This window comes from Maritimibacter sp. DP1N21-5 (genome assembly GCF_019218295.1).
Classification (GTDB): Bacteria; Pseudomonadota; Alphaproteobacteria; order Rhodobacterales; family Rhodobacteraceae; genus Maritimibacter.
On sequence record NZ_JAHUZF010000005.1, the window covers coordinates 30578 to 48107 of the forward strand.

At 64.1% G+C, this 17530-nt stretch carries 18 protein-coding genes and 1 tRNA gene; 12 read left to right on the forward strand and 7 right to left on the reverse strand.

The annotated features are described in order from the left end of the window. Positions 1–120 precede the first annotated feature (120 nt). Complete coding sequence (gene thpD / locus KJP29_RS07495; RefSeq protein ID WP_218462973.1) at positions 121–1080, forward strand: ectoine hydroxylase; 960 nt, start codon at positions 121–123, stop codon at positions 1078–1080. 208 nt (positions 1081–1288) lie between these two features. Here the strand turns inward: thpD and KJP29_RS07500 are convergent, their stop codons facing one another. Then, positions 1289–1975, reverse strand: coding sequence for a response regulator transcription factor (locus KJP29_RS07500; protein ID WP_218462974.1), 687 nt, complete (start codon positions 1973–1975; stop codon positions 1289–1291). 166 nt (positions 1976–2141) lie between these two features. On the opposite strand from KJP29_RS07500, the gene ribA reads away from it, so the two are divergent. Together ribA and KJP29_RS07510 are read left to right on the forward strand one after the other, a co-directional pair. After that, positions 2142–3227, forward strand: coding sequence for a GTP cyclohydrolase II (ribA, locus tag KJP29_RS07505; protein WP_218462975.1), 1086 nt, complete (start codon positions 2142–2144; stop codon positions 3225–3227). Continuing rightward, on the forward strand, positions 3227–3730 hold the full coding sequence (locus KJP29_RS07510) for a L,D-transpeptidase family protein (protein WP_218462993.1): 504 nt from the start codon (positions 3227–3229) through the stop codon (positions 3728–3730). The genes ribA and KJP29_RS07510 overlap by 1 nt, the downstream gene beginning before the upstream one ends. Here KJP29_RS07510 and KJP29_RS07515 read toward each other — a convergent pair. Together KJP29_RS07515 and KJP29_RS07520 are read right to left on the reverse strand one after the other, a co-directional pair. Continuing rightward, positions 3721–4374 carry a YggS family pyridoxal phosphate-dependent enzyme gene (locus tag KJP29_RS07515; protein ID WP_218462976.1) on the reverse strand — a complete coding sequence of 218 codons (654 nt, stop codon included), beginning with the start codon at positions 4372–4374 and terminating at the stop codon, positions 3721–3723. The two genes, KJP29_RS07510 and KJP29_RS07515, sit on opposite strands and share 10 nt — an antisense overlap. Positions 4375–4472: 98 nt before the next feature. Beyond that, positions 4473–5369 (reverse strand): porin, encoded by an 897-nt coding sequence (locus KJP29_RS07520; RefSeq protein ID WP_218462977.1) that lies wholly within the window; start codon positions 5367–5369, stop codon positions 4473–4475. Positions 5370–5709: 340 nt separating this feature from the next. Here KJP29_RS07520 and KJP29_RS07525 point away from each other — a divergent pair, with 340 nt between their 5' ends. The 4 genes from KJP29_RS07525 to KJP29_RS07540 all read left to right on the forward strand — a co-directional run bounded on the left by KJP29_RS07525 (position 5710) and on the right by KJP29_RS07540 (position 10547). Beyond that, entirely contained in the window at positions 5710–6228 is a 519-nt protein-coding gene (locus tag KJP29_RS07525) for a DUF3576 domain-containing protein (RefSeq protein ID WP_218462978.1), read from the forward strand. Between the two features lie 80 nt (positions 6229–6308). Beyond that, positions 6309–8855 carry a leucine--tRNA ligase gene (leuS, locus tag KJP29_RS07530; RefSeq protein WP_218462979.1) on the forward strand — a complete coding sequence of 849 codons (2547 nt, stop codon included), beginning with the start codon at positions 6309–6311 and terminating at the stop codon, positions 8853–8855. A gap of 15 nt (positions 8856–8870) precedes the next feature. Next, positions 8871–9893: a DNA polymerase III subunit delta gene (gene holA, locus KJP29_RS07535; RefSeq protein ID WP_218462980.1), complete on the forward strand. Its 1023-nt coding sequence runs from the start codon at positions 8871–8873 to the stop codon at positions 9891–9893. Positions 9894–9956: 63 nt separating this feature from the next. Beyond that, the gene (locus KJP29_RS07540; protein ID WP_218462981.1) at positions 9957–10547 is read left to right on the forward strand and encodes a glutathione S-transferase family protein; all 591 of its coding nucleotides are present in this window, start codon (positions 9957–9959) and stop codon (positions 10545–10547) included. 15 nt (positions 10548–10562) lie between these two features. Here the strand turns inward: KJP29_RS07540 and KJP29_RS07545 are convergent, their stop codons facing one another. Continuing rightward, positions 10563–11747, reverse strand: a complete 1185-nt coding sequence (locus KJP29_RS07545) for a TIGR03862 family flavoprotein (RefSeq protein ID WP_218462982.1) — start codon at positions 11745–11747, stop codon at positions 10563–10565. Between the two features lie 14 nt (positions 11748–11761). Between KJP29_RS07545 and KJP29_RS07550 the strand changes: the two genes are divergently transcribed. Then, positions 11762–12070 (forward strand): HNH endonuclease, encoded by a 309-nt coding sequence (locus tag KJP29_RS07550; RefSeq protein WP_218462983.1) that lies wholly within the window; start codon positions 11762–11764, stop codon positions 12068–12070. Here the strand turns inward: KJP29_RS07550 and KJP29_RS07555 are convergent. Continuing rightward, a complete protein-coding gene (locus tag KJP29_RS07555) occupies positions 12067–12948 on the reverse strand; it encodes an epimerase (protein ID WP_218462984.1) in 882 nt (293 codons plus the stop codon). The genes KJP29_RS07550 and KJP29_RS07555 overlap by 4 nt on opposite strands. A 105-nt stretch (positions 12949–13053) precedes the next feature. On the opposite strand from KJP29_RS07555, the gene KJP29_RS07560 reads away from it, so the two are divergent. From KJP29_RS07560 to KJP29_RS07575, 4 genes are all read left to right on the forward strand, one after another. Then, positions 13054–13953 carry a LysR family transcriptional regulator gene (locus tag KJP29_RS07560; protein WP_255553500.1) on the forward strand — a complete coding sequence of 300 codons (900 nt, stop codon included), beginning with the start codon at positions 13054–13056 and terminating at the stop codon, positions 13951–13953. 57 nt (positions 13954–14010) lie between these two features. Beyond that, positions 14011–15114, forward strand: a complete 1104-nt coding sequence (gene leuB / locus KJP29_RS07565) for a 3-isopropylmalate dehydrogenase (RefSeq protein WP_218462986.1) — start codon at positions 14011–14013, stop codon at positions 15112–15114. Between the two features lie 190 nt (positions 15115–15304). Further along, positions 15305–16261, forward strand: a complete 957-nt coding sequence (locus tag KJP29_RS07570) for a DMT family transporter (RefSeq protein ID WP_218462987.1) — start codon at positions 15305–15307, stop codon at positions 16259–16261. Positions 16262–16306: 45 nt separating this feature from the next. Beyond that, a tRNA-Pro gene (locus KJP29_RS07575) sits at positions 16307–16383 on the forward strand. Positions 16384–16707: 324 nt separating this feature from the next. Here the strand turns inward: KJP29_RS07575 and KJP29_RS07580 are convergent. Both KJP29_RS07580 and KJP29_RS07585 read right to left on the reverse strand, forming a co-directional pair. Beyond that, positions 16708–16908, reverse strand: coding sequence for a hypothetical protein (locus KJP29_RS07580; protein ID WP_218462988.1), 201 nt, complete (start codon positions 16906–16908; stop codon positions 16708–16710). A 27-nt stretch (positions 16909–16935) separates the two neighbouring features. Continuing rightward, positions 16936–17262, reverse strand: coding sequence for a hypothetical protein (locus KJP29_RS07585; RefSeq protein ID WP_218462989.1), 327 nt, complete (start codon positions 17260–17262; stop codon positions 16936–16938). Positions 17263–17530: the final 268 nt, after the last annotated feature.

The window sequence follows — 17530 nt, forward strand, 5'->3', positions numbered from 1 at the left end:
GGTGCGCCATCGTCCGCCGGGCTTGCGACCACAGACTGGAACATGAGACTGCCAGTCCGCGTTAGGGGCGCGCTGCCTAATTTTATGGCGAAATGAAAACTCAACCCGGAGAGGCAAACCATGAAATTCGAAGCTGGACTCGAAACCATCAAGACCGAGAACGCCGAGCGCATCGACGCCTATCCGACGCGCCTGCCGCGCGAGGAAGACATATCAAAGCGTCGCGATCCGGTCCTGTGGTCGGAATGGACCGACGCCGCGCCCATTTCCGAAGCCGAAGCACAGCATTACAACGACAAAGGATATCTCGTCCGCCACGACGTGTTCACACCGGAGGAACTGGAGCTTCTGGTCTCTACCGCCGCCAAACTGCGCGACACCCCGGCGCAGGAACGGCCGGCGGACTTCGTCACCGAGCCGGAGGGGGACGAGATTCGCACGGTCTTTCGGCTCGACGAACACTCCCCCATCTTCGCGCGACTCGCCGCGGACAGCCGGCTGGCCGGCGTCGCCCAGTTTCTTTTGAACGACAAGGTCTATCTCCACCAGTCACGGCTCAATTATAAGCCGGGGTTCAAAGGAAAAGAGTTTTACTGGCATTCGGACTTCGAAACCTGGCACGCCGAGGACGGGCTCCCCCGGATGCGGGCGGTGTCGGCGTCGGTGCTGCTGACCGACAACTCGCGTCTCAATGGGCCGCTCTTGCTCATCCCCGGATCGCAGGGTGAATTCATCGCCTGCCTCGGCGAAACCCCGGAGGACAATCACGAGCAATCGCTGAAGGCGCAGACCGTCGGGGTGCCGCAGCCCGACACGATCCGCCGCTTCGCCTCGCACTATGGCCTCGATGCGGCGACCGGTCCGGCTGGCACTGTTGTCTTCTTCGACTGCAACACGCTCCACGGCTCGAACGGCAACATCACGCCCGACCCGCGTTCGAACGCGTTCTTCGTGTTCAACGCGGTCACAAACCGTCCCGTCGGCCCCTTCGCGGCCAAGGCGCCCCGGCCCAAATGGCTCGCCAACCGGGACCGTATCGCTCCAATCTCGGTCGTCGACGGCCCCATTGCCGGGCACTAGGCCACGCAGAAACGGACAAAAAAAGACCCGGCGGGAAGCCGGGTCAGTCCAACAGGGAGGATCCCGTGTTATTACCCCAACACGGGGAGGGGATGTCGTGAACCCCGGTAGAGGGGGAGAGAACTCGCCCCGGTATTCCATCGTGTCCTAACTTCAGACTACCCGAAAATCGCACCAAAAAGTAGCGCGTTTTTGACCCCTGTGGCCGTCAGGCAACAAGCCTGTATCCACCGCTTTCGGTCACCAGCAGCCGCGCGTTGGAGGGATCGGGTTCGATCTTCTGACGCAGGCGGTAGATATGGGTTTCCAGCGTATGGGTCGTGACCCCGGCGTTGTAGCCCCAGACCTCGTGCAGAAGAACGTCCCTTGCCACGACACTTTCCTGCGCACGATAGAGAAACTTCAGGATGTTGGTTTCCTTCTCGGTCAGACGAATCTTCTTTTCGTCCTCGGTGATGAGCATCTTCATCGCCGGCTTGAAGGTATAGGGCCCAAGCTGGAACACCGCGTCTTCGCTTTGCTCATGCTGGCGAAGCTGCGCACGGATCCGGGCCAGAAGCACGGGAAACTTGAAGGGCTTCGTCACATAGTCGTTTGCCCCGGCATCAAGGCCGAGAATCGTGTCGGCGTCGCTGTCGTGTCCGGTCAGCATGAGGACGGGACATTTCACGCCCTGCTTGCGCATCAACTTGCAAAGCTCGCGACCGTCGGTGTCGGGCAGGCCCACGTCGAGGATGACCAGATCGTGGATCTGCTCCTTGACCTTCTGCATGGCCTCGGCCCCGTTGGCGGCCTCGAAGACCTCGAAATCCTCGGTCATGACAAGCTGTTCGGCCAGAGCCTCACGGATATCTTCGTCGTCGTCGACGAGCAGGATGTTCTTCTGGGTCGCCATCTGGTCCTCCTTGCCATGATCGTTCGCTTACATCTGGCAGGTGCGCATCCCACACGATCCCGGCAACATTTGCTGCAATCGACTCACGCGGACGTGTCGAATGTGCGTGGAATGTTTCACTTTCCGGGCGCGCGCTCTATCTAGGGGCGAGAGATAAGGGACCGATATGAGCCTCAGACCCAGCCAGACCGAGCTGACCGCCCGCGCCCGCGCCGACCTGCGGATGGGGCTTCCCGTGGTGATCGAGATCGCCGGTCAGGCCGCGCTCGTCGTGGCCAGTGAAACGCTGGGGCCCGCGCGGCTGGCCGACCTGCGCGGATTCGGGCAGGTCATCCTCGCGGTCACGCCCCGCCGCGCGGCCACGCTGAAGGCCCGTGCCTATTCCGACAACGTGGCCCGCGTGATCGTGCCCGAGGACGAAGGCGTTGAGTGGATCACCGGAGTCGCGGACCCGGCGGACGACCTGCGAAAGCCGATGAAGGGTCCTCTCCTGACCGAACGGGGCGGAGACGACCGTATCGCGACGGCGGCCATCGTGCTGGCAAAGTCCGCAATGCTCTTGCCTGCCGCGGTCATGGTGTCTCTGGACGACGGGCTCGCCGTGGCGCTCGAGCATGGGCTCACGCGGCTCGACCTGACCGATGCGCCGGCCGAGGCGCCCCTCGCCACGCTCGCTGAAGTGGTGTCGGCGCGGGTGCCGCTCGAAGTGTCCGAGGCCGGGCGGCTCCATATCTATCGTCCCGAAGACGGCGGAGAAGAGCATTACGCCGTGGAAATCGGTCGTCCCTACCGCGACGAGCCGGTCCTCGCGCGGCTTCATTCGGCTTGTTTCACCGGCGACCTGCTTGGCTCGCTCAAATGCGACTGCGGTCCACAGCTTCGCGCGGCCCTTGGCGCGATGGGGGCGAACGGCACGGGGGTTCTGCTCTATCTCAACCAGGAGGGGCGCGGGATCGGGCTTGCCAACAAGATGCGCGCCTATTCGCTTCAGGATCAGGGTTTCGACACGGTCGAGGCGAACCACCGGCTCGGCTTCGAAGACGACGAGCGGGATTTCCGGATCGGGTCGGAGATCCTGAAGAAGATGGGGTTCTCCTCGGTGCGGCTGATGACCAACAACCCCGCCAAGGTCGCGATGATGGAAGCGCAGGGGATTCGCGTGGCCGAGCGCGTGCCGCTCAAGGTCGGGCGCGGGGCGCATAATACGGCCTATCTCGACACCAAGGCGGCGAAGAGCGGGCATCTCCTGTGATCCGGGATCTGGTCGTGACGGGCCATCGTGCGCGCTTCCTGGGCCGACAATTTCCGGTGGCCATCGGTCGAAACGGCATCACCACCGATAAACGCGAGGGCGACGGCGCAACGCCAGCGGGCGTCTGGCGCCTGATGGAGGGCGGATATCGCGCGGATCGGTTGGCGCGGCCGGATGCCCCCTTCCCGCTTTACCCAACCGGACCCCGCGACCTCTGGTCCGATGCCCCGGATGCGCCGGACTACAACCACCTCGTGCGCGCGCCCTATGCGCCATCACATGAACGGCTGCGCCGCGCGGACCCGCTTTACGACGTATTCGTCGTAACCGACTGGAACTGGCCCGAGGCGACACCCGGCAAGGGATCGGCGATCTTCGTGCATTGCTGGCGTGGACCGCTCAGGCCCACGGCGGGCTGTCTGGCGTTCCGGCCCGAACACCTGCGCTGGATTCTGGACCGGTGGACGCCCCGCTCCCGCGTGATCGTGCGGCCTCAGTCGTAGTCGCGTTCGCCGAAAATGGCGGACCCGACGCGGACATAGGTCGCACCCTGTGCAACGGCCCTCTCAAAGTCGCTCGACATGCCCATGGACAGCTCGGCAATCCCGTTCCGTGCGGCGATTTTTGCGAGGAGCGCAAAGTGGAGCGACGGCTCCTCATCGACCGGCGGGATGCACATGAGCCCCTCAATGGTCAGACCCAGGTCACGACATTCGGCAAGGAACCCATCCACGTCAGCCGGCAGGACGCCCGCCTTCTGGTCCTCTTCCCCGGTGTTCACCTGAACGAAGAGGCGCGGACAATGGCCAAGCTCGTCCGCCAGCCGCGCGATCGTCTTGGCGAGCTTCGGGCGATCGACGGTTTCGATCACGTCGAACAGCTCCATCGCCTGCCGCGCCTTGTTGGTCTGGAGCGGTCCGATCAGGTGAAGTTCGACCCCCGGGAACCGGTCGCGCAGCTCCGGCCATTTGCCCGCCGCTTCCTGAACCTTGTTCTCTCCGAACCGACGGTGACCCTCTTCCAGAACCGCGACGACCCGGTCGAGCGGCTGGACCTTCGACACGGCGACCAGCTTCGTGGACCCGGGCGCCCGACCCACGCGGGTTTCTTCATCCTGAATGCGTTGGATGATCTCGGTCAGCGGCATGGCGGTCACTCCTTTTCAGGACCCGACAGAACATGACGCTGCACAAAAGAAAAGAGCGGGCGCAAGGCCCGCTCTTCCCTGTTCAAATCCCGATGGGATTAGAAGCGCATCGACACGCCGCCGTAGACGACGTTGGCGACCGGCGAGTTCACGCCGTTCGAGTGGGCGAAGCCAGCTTCGATGGCCACACCGCCGCCGAGGTCGTAGGCAGCTTCCACACCGTATTCACGGTCGGAGTTGAAGAAAGCTTCAACCGAGTAGGGGCCGGTTTCGTAGCCAGCCGACACAGCCCACGAGAAGGGGGCCGGGTTGCCGAAGTTGTAAGCAACTTCAGCGGCGCCGGTGAAGCCGGAGATCGAAGCTTCGGCACCAGCCGAGATCGTGTGCGGCTGACCGGGAGCGTCCGAACGGTCGTAGTCATAGGCAACCCAAACGGCATAGTCGCCGAAGTTGTAGGTGCCCATGGCGCCGAAGTCACCCATGGTGGTGGCAGCCGAGCCGACCGGAACCAGCACGCCGTACACCGCGAGGTCGAAGTTGCCCCAAGTGTTGGTGTAGGTCGCGGTGATGTCGGGGTCGGCCGAGACACCCGGGTGAGTCGCAACAAAGCCAGGAGTGGCCGGACCAGTGTTGTCGTCAGCGTTGGTGTCGTAGGCAATGTCAAGGCGGCCCCAGGAGCCGGACATGTAGACCGACGCACCGAGCACAACGCCGGACGTCAGCGGCCAGTCGTTGGTGCCGAATTGAGCGTCGCCCGGGTCTTTCTGCATCACGGCGCCAGCGGCGAGCGTGGTCACAGAAGCACCCACTTCGAGGCCACCGTCGGTGGTGGTCATCATGCCGGCGGTGAAGAGCGCCGAGATTTCCGGGTACAGGGTGGAAGTGGTGACGTTGTACGACAGGCCGGTCCAGGCGGCGCCGGTGAACGACACGTCAGCAGCGGCAACACCGGCGGTACCCACCAGCATCGTCGAAGCAAGGAGAATCTTTTTCATTTCGTTTCCCTCGTTTATCTAAAGGTGCACCTCAATTCAGGGGAATCCGAATTGAGTATGCTGTTTCCTCTCTCTTTCCCGCCCTTGATGCAAGCAATGCGAAACCGCTGATTTGATTGCGCACAATTATGGTGCAGACATGTCACACAAAATCTGACCGCCTTATCAGAGGCACGGATTCCACGTCTGCCTCGGATCGCACGGCCCGCGCGAAGGCGCATATATATGGGGGGCTGTCCCCCGGCCGCCTCTATGACTGGCCGGCCCGCGCCGGGAAAACGCTTGCCGGGGCTTTTTCGCTTGGGTAGTTAGATGCAAACGGACGGTGAGGGGCAATTCCATGCATAAAGGTCGCATAGTGGCGAAAGCGGGGCTCATGGTCAGCCTGATGGCTCTCACGGCCTGCTCTGGCGGCATGGGCAATTTCCTTGGCGGCAATGGCGCGCGGCAGGGCACACCCGATGCGATCGCGATCCCGCAGCGCCCCGATCGCGCCACTCAGCGCGACAATGGCGACACGATCTGGGACCTCTTCGCAGACCGCGACGACCCGAACACCACCGTCGAAGTGAACAAATACCTCTGGAACGCCTCGCTCGACGTTCTGTCCTTCATGCCCGTCGAAAGCGCCGATCCCTTCACGGGCGTTCTGGTCTTCGGTTACGGCGTTCCGCCCGGCGGCGGTCAGGCCTATCGCGCCACGGTCCATGTGTCGGACCCGGCGCTCGATGCACGCGGGCTTCACGTGGCGCTGCAATCACGTGGCGGCCAGTCGGTGTCGACCGAAACCCAGCACAAGATCGAGGACGCGATCCTGCACCGCGCCCGCCAGCTCCGGGTTCAGGACATCAACCTGTAAGCGGCTGGACGCCTCTCTCACATCCAATTACATGTGCGCCGGGCCAAACGCCCGGCGCTTTTCTTATCAAAGGACCCGATATGTCCCGCTACGACGCAAGCTCCATCGAACCCAAGTGGCAGAAGGCTTGGGAGGAGGCAGGCACCTTCGCCGCCACCCGCGACCCGTCGAAGGACAAGTTCTACGTACTCGAGATGTTTCCCTATCCCTCGGGGCGTATCCACATGGGGCACGTGCGCAACTACACGATGGGCGACGTGGTCGCGCGCTATAAGCGGAACATGGGCTTTTCCGTGCTGCACCCGATGGGCTGGGACGCCTTCGGGATGCCGGCCGAAAACGCCGCCATGGCGACCGGGGGCCATCCGAAGGACTGGACCTACAAGAACATCGAGGAAATGAAATCACAGATGAAGCCGATGGGCTGGTCTTTGGACTGGTCGCGCGAGTTGGCGACCTGTGACCCGGAGTATTACGGCCAGCAGCAGGCGCTGTTTCTGGATTTCCTTGAGAAGGGTCTCGTCTACCGCAAGAACGCCGTAGTGAACTGGGACCCGGTCGATATGACGGTGCTTGCCAACGAGCAGGTGATCGACGGCAAGGGTTGGCGGTCCGGCGCGGATGTGGAGCGGCGCGAGCTGACCCAGTGGTTCTTCAAGATCTCGGATTACTCGGACGAGTTGCTGTCGGCCCTGGACGGGCTGAAGGACTGGCCGGAGAAGGTGCGTCTGATGCAGGCGAACTGGATCGGCAAGTCGCAGGGCCTTCGCTTTGCGTTCGAGCGCCTGGACGGGGGCGATCCGATCGAGGTCTACACGACCCGGCCCGACACGCTGATGGGCGCGAGTTTCGTGGGGATTTCGGCGGATCACCCGCTGGCCAAGGACCTGGCGGCGTCCGACCCCAAGATCGCGGAGTTCGCAGCACTTTGCCGCAAGGGGGGCACCACCGCCGCCGAGTTGGAAACGGCGGAAAAACTGGGGATGGACACCGGCCTGCGCGTGAAGCACCCGCTCGACCCGAATTGGGAGCTGCCCGTCTGGATCGCGAACTTCATCCTGATGGATTACGGCACCGGGGCGATTTTCGGCTCGGCGGCGCATGACCAGCGCGACCTCGATTTCGCGCGGAAATACGGCCTGCCGGTGATCGACACCTTCTTTGACCTCAAAGACCCGAAGCCGGTGGAGAACACCGCCTTCCTGCCGCCCAAGACCGAGCGCGTGAAATGGGTGAACCACTTCGCGGGTCTGGACGAGGCGACGGGGGAAGAGGCGATTGCCGCCACCGTGGCCTTTGCCGAAATGGCGGGCTGGGGCACGGGCCACACGCAATACCGCCTGCGCGACTGGGGCCTTTCGCGCCAGCGGTATTGGGGTTGCCCGATTCCCGTGGTGCATTGCGACGCCTGCGGCGTGGTGCCGGAGAAGAAGGAAAACCTGCCCGTCGAATTGCCCTATGACGTGAGCTTCGACATCCCCGGCAACCCGCTCGACCGCCACCCGACGTGGCGCGACTGCGCCTGCCCGTCGTGTGGTGCGCCGGCCAAGCGCGAGACCGACACGATGGACACCTTCGTCGATTCGTCGTGGTATTTCGCCCGCTTCACCGCGCCGCGTGCGGACACGCCGACGGTCGCGGAGGATGTGGAGTACTGGATGAACGTCGATCAATACATCGGCGGCATCGAACACGCGATCCTGCACTTGCTCTATTCCCGGTTCTTCGCCCGCGCGATGAACATGACCGGCCACCTGCCGGAAAAATCGCGTGAGCCGTTCAATGCGCTGTTTACCCAAGGCATGGTGACGCACGCGATCTACAGGACGACGAGCGCCGAGGGGCGTCCGGTCTACCACTACCCCGAGCAGGTCGAGGCGCGGGAAGGCGGCGTATTCGTCAGGGAGACCGGCGAACAGGTCGAGGTCATCCCCTCCGCCAAGATGTCCAAGTCCAAGAACAACGTGGTCGACCCGCTGGCGATCATCGCGGACTTCGGGGCCGATACCGCGCGTTGGTTCGTCATGTCCGACAGCCCGCCCGAGCGCGATGTGGAATGGACCGCGTCGGGTGCCGAGGGCGCGTCCAAGCACTTGGCCCGCGTGTATCGGATCGTGTCGGACGTGGTAGACTCCACGGGCGAGGGCACGGGTGACGAGGACCTGCTGCGCGCGATGCACAAGACGATCAAGGCCGTGTCCGACGGGATCGAGGGCTTTGCCTTCAACACGTCCGTGGCGAAGCTCTATGGTTTCACCAACACCTTGCAGAAGTCCCAAGCCGGGGCCGAAGCCAAGAAGACCGCCGCCAAGACGCTCGCGCAGCTCATGTCGCCCATGACCCCGCACCTCGCGGAAGAGCTCTGGTCCATGCTCGGCGGCGAAGGCCTCGTCGCCGACGCCCCTTGGCCGAAGCTCGACGAGGCGATGCTGGTGGACGAGACCGTAACGCTGCCCATTCAGGTGAACGGCAAGCGGCGGGATGAGATCACCGTGCCCGCCGATATGGACAAGGCCGAGGTCGAGAAACTCGCGCTCGCGACCGAAGGCGTGCAGCGGGCATTGGACGGCAATCCGCCGAAGAAGGTGATCGTGGTGCCGGGGCGTATTGTGAACGTCGTGGCCTAGGGCCACAGTCGTCACATGAAGCTCAAACCCGCCGAGGCCGCGCGTTATTTCGCGAAACCCGATCCCGACAAGATGGGCGTGCTCATCTACGGGACCGACGCGATGCGCGTGGCGCTCAAGCGGCAGGAGTTGATCGAGAATCTGCTGGGCCCGACCTATGAACAGGACATGCGGCTCACCCGGATGACCGCCGGTGACCTCAAGTCCGATCCGACCCGGCTTCTCGACGCCATCAAGGAGATCGGCTTTTTCCCCGGTCCCCGCGCCGTCTTTGTCGAGGATATGACCGATCTTGCGGGCAAGGATCTGGGCAAATCGCTGGATGAATGGGTGCCGGGCGACGCCGCCGTGATCATTACGGGCGGGAACATGAAGCCGACCGGGGCGCTCCGGAAATATTTCGAGACGCATCCCAGCGCCTATGCCGTGGGCATCTATGACGACCCGCCGACGCGCGAGGAAATTCAGGCGGAACTCGGGAAAAAGGGCCTGACCAACATCGACCGCGAGGCGATGACGGATATCGAGGGGCTGTCGCGCACTCTGGACCCCGGCGATTTCCGCCAGACGATGGAGAAACTGTCGCTTTACAAGCTGGGCGATCCCGCGCCCGTCTCCCCCGCCGATGTGCTGGCCTGTGCGCCCGCCACGACGGAAGCCGAGTTGGACGACGTGCTCCACGCCACCGCCGAGGGTCGGGCGGGCGACCTTGGGCCGCTTCTCACCAAACTGGAGGCGCAGGGGCTGGAGCCCGTCCGCCTCGCCATTGCGATGACGATGCATTTTCGCACGCTCCACATGGCCGCCTCGGACCCCGAGGGGCCGGGCAAGGGCATCTTCCGCGCCCGTCCCCCGGTGCATTTCAAATCCCGCGACCGGATGATCCGGCAGGCCGGGCGCTGGGGCGTGAACAAGCTCGAATCGGCGCTCGACATGATCGTGGACGCCGACCTCACGCTGCGGTCCGCCTCCAAGGCACCCGGAATGGCGCTGATGGAGCGCACGCTCATTCGTCTGGCCTATATGGCGGGGCGCTGAACCTCACGTCACGCTTGCCCTGCTGCGCGACCCCGGCTTCCCTGCAGACAGGGAGGAACCGAAATGTATACCGTCTACGGCAAGACTGACACCCGCGCCTTTCGCGTGCTCTGGATGCTCGAGGAACTGGGCGAGGCCTATGACTTCGTGAAGACCGGACCGCAGTCCGAGGACGCCCGAGCCCGCAACCTTCTGGGCAAGGTCCCGGTGCTGGAGGTCGAGGGCGACAGCTTCGGCGATTCCGTCGCGATCATGCAGTTCCTCGCGGACAAACACGGGCGCTTCACCGCCCCCGCCGGCACCGTCGCGCGGGGCAAGCAGGACGCGGTCACGAATTTCATCAACGACGAAATGGATGCGCTTTTGTGGATGGGCACGCGCCATATGTTCATGCTGCCCGATGACCAGAAGATGCCCGAGATCCGCGGGCCGCTAAAGTGGGAATTCGCCCGCTCCATCGACCGGCTGGCCGGGTTCCTGGGCGACAGGCCCTTTCTCATGGGCGACGAGATGACCGTGCCCGACATCCTCGCGACTCACTGTGGAAACTGGGCCTTTGGCGCGAAATACCCGGTCGAGAACGAGGATGTGCTGGCCTATTTCAAACGGATGCGGTCGCGCGAGGCTTATCAGCGGGTCAAGGCACTGGGTTGAATCTCCCGCCCAGGATCAAGTTCGGTGCGCGATATCGAGTGCTTGGCGCGCGGCCGCGCGCCCGGTGGCGAAACAGGCGGTGAGCAGGTAACCCCCCGTCGGGGCCTCCCAATCAAGCATCTCGCCGCAGGTCAAGACGCCGGGGAGCGCACGAAGCACATAGCCGTCGAGCGCGCCGGCTGGGACCCCCCCGGCGGTCGAAATCGCCTCGTCCATCGGTCGAAGACCGCCGTGGGCCACCGGGAGTGCTTTCACCAGCCCCGCCAAAGCCGCGCCTTCGGGCAGGGGCCGCGCGAATTCCATGAGAAGCGCGAGCCGCACCGGATCAAGGCGCAGGGTCTTGCGCAGATGGGCGGTAACGGTCGCCTTGCCGCGCGGCTTGGCCAGCCGGGCGGCGACCTCGTCAAGGGTCCAGTCCGGACAAAGATCGAGCGTCAGGGGCGCACCCTCCCGCACCGCGCGCGACACGGCGTAGATGGCAGAGCCTTCAAGCCCGCGCGCAGAGACGACGAACTCGCCACGGACGTCGGTCTGGCCGGCGGTGAGCCGCGCCACCTTGACCGGTGCGCCAAAATGTCTGGCCATATGGGGCGACCAGTCCACTACCAGCCCGGCGTTCGCGGGTTGGAACGGCACGATCTCGACACCGCGCTCATCCAGCCATGGAACCCAAGACGCATCAGACCCCAGCCGCGCCCAGCTCGCCCCGCCCAGCGCCAGAATGACCCGCTCCGCGCGGATCGTGCGCTCACCTTTGGGGGTCTCGAAACGCCAGACATCGTCCCCAAACCCCGCCCAGCGCCAACGCGTGCGGATCGTGACCCCGTCCAGCCCGGCGAGCCAGGCCCGCAGAAGGGGGGAGCCTTTCATCGAGACCGGGAAAACCCGACCTGACGAGCCGGTGAAGACCGGCTGCCCCAGCCCGCGCGCCCAATCCGCGACCGCCTCGGGGCCGAAGTCCGCGACTGCCTCGCGCACCAAACCCGCGCAACTTCCGTGGAACTGCGCCTGGAAGGAGTCGAGCGGTTCGTCCTTGGTCAGGTTCAGACCGCTCTTGCCCGCCATCAGGAATTTTCGCGCAACGGTGGGCTTGGCTTCACAGAGCACGACGGACAGGCCGGCACGGGCCAACTCGCCCGCGGCCATCAGCCCCGCGGGCCCGCCTCCGATCACCAGCGCTTGGCAAATCTCGTCCGTCATCCCACGTTCCCTGCATGGAAACGCCCGCCGACACAAGCACGCCCGTCTGTCCGCTTTGCGGCCGCCCGATCCCGCCCGGCGTGCCGCAGTCGCGCCATCACCTCGTGCCGCGGCTCAAGGGCGGGCGGGAGACGGTGCTCTTGCACCACATCTGCCACAAGGAAATCCACGCGACGCTCTGCGAAGCCGAGATCGCGCGTGACTACGACACACCGGAAAAGCTCCTGACCCATCCGCGCCTCGCGAAGTTCGCGGCCTGGGTCGCGAAACGGCCGGTCGACTTCCTGTCGCGCACGCCGGGCGGACACAGGCGCAGACATTAGGCGGCGTGCCTTCGCTCCTGCCAGGCAAGCGCCTGACGCAGCGCATCGGCAAGGGGCGTCGCCGTGAAGTCGGGTGCAAGTTCAGCCAACCGCCCACCGTCGAGTGCATGAGGCAGCGACCAGAGATAGCGCATCTCGAAGACGCCGCGCAGCATCGGCACGACCGGCTGAGCCAGGCGCAGTGGCAGCCATTGGAAGGGCTTCACGGCGATCGGACGGCCCAGCGCCTGCGACATCGCGCGGGCAAGGTCGTTGCCTGACAGCGTGTAGCCGGGAAAAGGCACGTCCTCGCGGTCGGTCAGCCGGTCTGCCGCTTCAGCCAGTGCGACGGCGGCCCGCGCCGCATCCGGGAGGAAAGCCCAGGCATGGGGAACGTCCAGCGCACCGGGATAACGGATGAAGCCTTTGGGGGCCGTCGCCGCGATGTGACTGTCGAACCAGTTGCCGCCATTCTCGGTGTCTATGAAGTCGCCGCAGCGAAGAATCGTCAGTTTCGCACCGTGGCGAGCGTAGGTCGCCTCGGCCGCGCGGCGCAGTCGGCCAAGGGGGTTCTCGGCCCGATGCGGTGTGTCCGTGGTCCAAGGCATGCCCTGACCGGGACCGTAGACATAGACGTTGCCCGGCAGGATCACCCGCGCCCCAGTGGCAGCGGCCGCACGGGCGACACGGTCATGAAGCGGGACCAGGTGATCGGCCCAAAGGTGGTAGCCGACGGGATTCCAGCCCATGAGCACCGCGTCGGCCTCGCGCATCTTCGCCGTCAGGTCTTCGGTGGCTCGGTCAAAGGGCCGCACGGTCCAGCCGGCTTCGGTGAAAGCCTTGGTGGCATGGCGGCCGAACTTGCCGGTGCCGCCGAGGATGAGGATGGTCTTGGTCATGACGGTCTCCTTTCCGGTGGTCATGACGCAGCTTGTCCCTACGCGCTTCGTATAGGAATTGCCAGAAAGCGGATGTCTGCTATTCATGGGTGAATGGAAAACCCCTTGTCCCAGATCGACTGGACCCTGATCCGCGCTTTCCTCGCCGTCGCAGAAGAGGGTTCGCTCTCTGCCGCCGCGCGGGTCCTGTCGGCAAGCCAGCCAACGCTCGGGCGGCAAGTGCGCGACATGGAACAGGCGCTGGCCGTCGAGCTTTTCTGTCGTCACGCCAAGGGCCTGAGCCTGACCGACATCGGTCATCGGATCTTTCCTGCGGCCCAGGCGATGCGCGATGCGGCGGGAGAAATCGCCCTGATTGCCGCAGGCGAGGACGACCGCGCGTCGGGCACGGTGCGGCTCACGGCGAGCGTCATCGTCGCGCATTTCGTGCTGCCGCCGATCCTTGCCCGGTTGCGGGACACGGAGCCGGGGATCGAGATCGACCTCGTCGCGACCGACGCGAGCGAGAACCTTCTGTTCCGCGAAGCCGACATCGCCGTGCGAATGTATCGCCCGGAGCAACTCGACGTGGTGACTCGGCATGTCTGCGACCTGCCCCTGGGGATCTTCGCGGCGACGAGCTATCTCGACCGGCGGGGGCGGCCGGAGACCGTCGAAGACATGCTGAACCACGACTGGGTCGGCTATGACCGCTCGGACCTGATGATCCGGGGTATGCGAGAGATGGGCTGGCCGGTTACGCGCGACTTCTTCGCGACGCGGACGGATGATCAGGCCGGAAACTGGCAACTCGTCGCGGCGGGCTGCGGCATCGGGATCGCGCAGGTGGCCACGGGCCAGTCCGATCCGAGGGTCGAGCGGCTGTTTCCCGAGATGGGGCTCCCCGCCCTGCCCGTCTGGCTCACCGCGCATGAGGCGATGCGCCGGGTCCCGCGGGTGAGCCGGGTCTGGGACGCGCTGGCCGAAGGCATCCCGGCGACCGTCCGGAGCCCCAGCGTTTCTTGACCCTTCCGTCCGGTCAGGATACCCCACCGCGGACAGTCATTCAGAAGGACAACGCCCATGAGCATCGGCTCTCTCCTCATCCTCCCCGGCGACGGGATCGGCCCGGAAGTCATGGCCGAAGTGAAGCGCATCATCGACTGGTTCGGTGACAAGCGCGACCTCCGCTTCGACGTGTCCGAGGACCTCGTCGGCGGGGCCGCCTATGACGCGCATGGCACACCGCTGCACGACGACACGATGGCCAAGGCGCAGGAGGTGGACGCGGTTCTGCTGGGGGCCGTGGGCGGCCCGAAATACGACGTGCTGAATTTCAGCGTGAAACCCGAGCGTGGTCTCCTGCGCCTGCGCAAGGAGATGGACCTGTTCTCGAACCTGCGCCCGGCCCAGTGTTTCGACGCGCTCGCCGATTTCTCGTCGCTCAAACGCGACGTGATCGCGGGCCTCGACATCATGATCGTGCGCGAGCTGACCTCGGGCGTCTATTTCGGCGAGCCGCGCGGGATCTTTACCGAAAACAACGAACGCGTGGGCATCAACACCCAGCGCTATACCGAGAGCGAGATCGACCGCGTGGCGCGGTCCGCCTTTGAACTTGCCATGAAGCGCGGCAAGCGGCTGTGTTCCATGGAAAAGGCCAACGTGATGGAATCGGGCATCCTGTGGCGCGAAGTCGTCACCGAAGTCGCCAAGGATTACCCCGAGGTCGAGCTGTCGCATATGTATGCCGACGCCGGTGGCATGCAGCTTGCCCGCTGGCCCAAACAGTTCGACGTGATCGTGACCGACAACCTCTTTGGCGACCTGCTGTCCGACGTGGCCGCGATGCTGACGGGTTCGCTCGGCATGCTGCCGTCGGCCTCGCTCGGCCTGCCGATGGCGAACGGCCGTCCCAAGGCGCTTTATGAGCCGGTGCATGGCTCGGCCCCCGATATCGCGGGTCAGGGCAAGGCGAACCCGATCGCCTGCATCCTGTCGTTCTCGATGGCGCTGCGCTATTCCTTCGATCTGGGCGACGAAGCCGACCGTCTGGAAAAGGCCATCGAGGATGTGCTGGCCGATGGTGTGCGCACCGCGGACCTTTTGGGCCAGGAGGGCGTCACACCCGTTTCGACCAGCGGCATGGGCGACGCGATCCTCGCCAAGCTCGACGCGAGCCTCTGATCCGACCAATGACCCTGAAGCCGCGCGACTCCCTCGCGCGGCTTTCTTCTTGCGTCGGTCATGGACCTGGCACCACCGGCCAAATACGCATCACTTGGCCGATTGCCGCCTCGCATTTGATCGGTTCCCCCATGCGGGGTTGAACAATCCGAAGGGTCTGCGCGATACCGTCAGGTAGAATGGAGACCCCATGAACCTGTCCGGCCCACTTCTCGCGCTTCTGGCGTTCGGCATCTATGCGACCCACGACGCCGTCATCAAGGTGCTGGGCGGAACCTATTCGCCGTTTCAGCTCATCTTCTTTTCGACGCTGTTCTCATTCCCGCTCGTGACCTTCATGCTGATGAAGGACGCGACGCCCGGCAACCTCCGGCCCGTGCATCCCTGGTGGACACTGGCACGCACGCTTTCTGCCTCGCTCACCGGCTTCACGGCCTTTTATGCATTCTCGGTTCTCCCGCTGGCGCAGGTCTATGTGCTGCTCTTCGCCTCGCCGCTCCTGATTACCCTGCTGTCAATCCCCATGCTGGGCGAACGGGTAGGCCCGCATCGGCTGTTCGCCGTCGTGCTCGGGCTGATCGGGGTGCTGGTCGTGTTGCGACCGGGGGCGACGGAACTGACGCTCGGCCATATCGCGGGCCTCACCTCGGCGGTCGGCAATGCGGTGGCGAGCGTCATCGTGCGCAAGATCGGCAAGGATGAACGCCCGGTGGTCCTGATGCTCTATCCGATGGCCTCGAACTTCCTGATCATGGGGAGCCTCCTTGCTTTCGTCTATGTGCCGATGCCGATCCAGCACCTAGGCGGGCTCGGCCTCGTGTCACTCCTTGGATTCGTCGCGGGATTGGTGCTGATCGCCGCCTACCGCAACGGCGACGCGGCCATCGTCGCGCCAATGCAGTATTCCCAGATCATATGGGCCAGCCTCTTCGGACTGTTCCTCTTCGGCGAAAGTGTGGACAGGGCCACGATGATCGGCGCGGGAATCATCATTCTGTCGGGGCTTTACATCCTCTTTCGCGAGGTTCGGCTGGGCGCAAGGTCGCAAACTCCTGTGTTGCGCACAAGGTCGCGCGGGGCCACGGCGGCGTCCTTCCGCATCTCGCCCATCCTGCACCGCAGAAGCCGGCGCGAAGCGGCAGAATAACCACTTGCCAAGGCGCCCGTGCTGGGCTATCCCGCCCGCCACGGTCGGAGCGTAGCTCAGCCTGGTAGAGCACTGTCTTCGGGAGGCAGGGGCCGGAGGTTCGAATCCTCTCGCTCCGACCAATAAAACAAGGCGCCTTCGGGCGCCTTTGTTGTTTTCTGGGCCCCACATATCTGGGGACCGTCCCAGATATGCATCGTATCAGGTCGGTCAGACCTGACAGATGGCCGCGTTCCAAACAAAAAGCCCGCGCGAGTCGGCTCGCACGGGCTGGTCCCTGAATCGAATGTGACGTCCTATTTGGCCGGCTTACCCATCCTGTTCGCTGCACCAACGGCGGTGAACATGTGATTAGGATGGTGGTGTGCATAGACGCGCTGAAGTGTGTCAAGCGACACGCCAAAGAAGCCTGATACGTGCCAAACGTCAGCGCCGCCTTGCATCGCCTAGGTGATAGCGGTGTGCCTCAGGGTATGAGGCGTGACTTCGGGAAGCCCGGCTCGTTGGCGAACCGCCTCCCAGTCGTTCTTGATGTTCACCACGCCCGCGCCTTCGATCTCGACGACCCACTGGGATCCATTGGCGTGCCAGCGATTGAGATGTGCATGCAGGAGCGACGGCAAGGCTACGGGGGGAGCCTGTTTCATCCGCGACCATGAGCTTGGCATCCGGCGCTACTGGTCGCTCTTTTTCTGCGAGGTAGATCCGGAGTGCCTTTTCAGCTGATCCGCTATCGTCTGTGCCCGTTGAGAACTCATTCTTGCCGTCTCGGATGACGTAGACGGCCTTTCGCGACCCCTTGGCTTTGCGAAAGTAGAGCTTGGGGCCTTTGGATTTACGCGGCATTGTTCGATCAGTTCCTTCAGTTTATCTGCTTCAATCCGACGGGTCTTGCGGATGCTCACGGTGAACCCGTGTTCATCAGCAGCAGCACAGAGATCCGTCTTGGGAATACCGAGGAGCTTCGCGGCATCCTCGAATTTCAGCAGAATGGGTGTCATGTGATGTGCTCGATGCGTGGTTCTAATTGGCGTCCCATAGGAACTAAGGAAAATGTCACGCCATCCAAAACGGCAAACCGAAAAAAGTTCTCGGTTCTCCGTAAGCTTTTGACATATTGGGGGATTTTTCTCAGGTCCGGCGCGACGTCCCGCGCCGGATTGATCATCGTGGCGTCAGACCGCCATCAGATCCATGAGCCGGGCCGCATACCACCGTAGTGCGGTGTCGACCTCGCTAACTCGGAGGCTCGGCGAGCCATCCATCGTG

Excerpts from the sequence above, each read along its gene's own strand:
- ribA (WP_218462975.1), top strand. The coding sequence starts at position 2,142 with ATGAGCCTCAGACCCAGCCAGACCGAGCTGACCGCCCGCGCCCGCGCC.
- KJP29_RS07550 (WP_218462983.1), top strand. The coding sequence starts at position 11,762 with ATGGAAACGCCCGCCGACACAAGCACGCCCGTCTGTCCGCTTTGCGGC.
- KJP29_RS07520 (WP_218462977.1), bottom strand. The coding sequence starts at position 5,369 with ATGAAAAAGATTCTCCTTGCTTCGACGATGCTGGTGGGTACCGCCGGT.
- KJP29_RS07585 (WP_218462989.1), bottom strand. The coding sequence starts at position 17,262 with ATGACACCCATTCTGCTGAAATTCGAGGATGCCGCGAAGCTCCTCGGT.
- KJP29_RS07555 (WP_218462984.1), bottom strand. The coding sequence starts at position 12,948 with ATGACCAAGACCATCCTCATCCTCGGCGGCACCGGCAAGTTCGGCCGC.
- KJP29_RS07525 (WP_218462978.1), top strand. The coding sequence starts at position 5,710 with ATGCATAAAGGTCGCATAGTGGCGAAAGCGGGGCTCATGGTCAGCCTG.
- leuB (WP_218462986.1), top strand. The coding sequence starts at position 14,011 with ATGAGCATCGGCTCTCTCCTCATCCTCCCCGGCGACGGGATCGGCCCG.
- KJP29_RS07545 (WP_218462982.1), bottom strand. The coding sequence starts at position 11,747 with ATGACGGACGAGATTTGCCAAGCGCTGGTGATCGGAGGCGGGCCCGCG.
- KJP29_RS07580 (WP_218462988.1), bottom strand. The coding sequence starts at position 16,908 with ATGAAACAGGCTCCCCCCGTAGCCTTGCCGTCGCTCCTGCATGCACAT.
- holA (WP_218462980.1), top strand. The coding sequence starts at position 8,871 with ATGAAGCTCAAACCCGCCGAGGCCGCGCGTTATTTCGCGAAACCCGAT.
- KJP29_RS07570 (WP_218462987.1), top strand. The coding sequence starts at position 15,305 with ATGAACCTGTCCGGCCCACTTCTCGCGCTTCTGGCGTTCGGCATCTAT.
- leuS (WP_218462979.1), top strand. The coding sequence starts at position 6,309 with ATGTCCCGCTACGACGCAAGCTCCATCGAACCCAAGTGGCAGAAGGCT.
- KJP29_RS07500 (WP_218462974.1), bottom strand. The coding sequence starts at position 1,975 with ATGGCGACCCAGAAGAACATCCTGCTCGTCGACGACGACGAAGATATC.
- thpD (WP_218462973.1), top strand. The coding sequence starts at position 121 with ATGAAATTCGAAGCTGGACTCGAAACCATCAAGACCGAGAACGCCGAG.
- KJP29_RS07540 (WP_218462981.1), top strand. The coding sequence starts at position 9,957 with ATGTATACCGTCTACGGCAAGACTGACACCCGCGCCTTTCGCGTGCTC.
- KJP29_RS07515 (WP_218462976.1), bottom strand. The coding sequence starts at position 4,374 with ATGCCGCTGACCGAGATCATCCAACGCATTCAGGATGAAGAAACCCGC.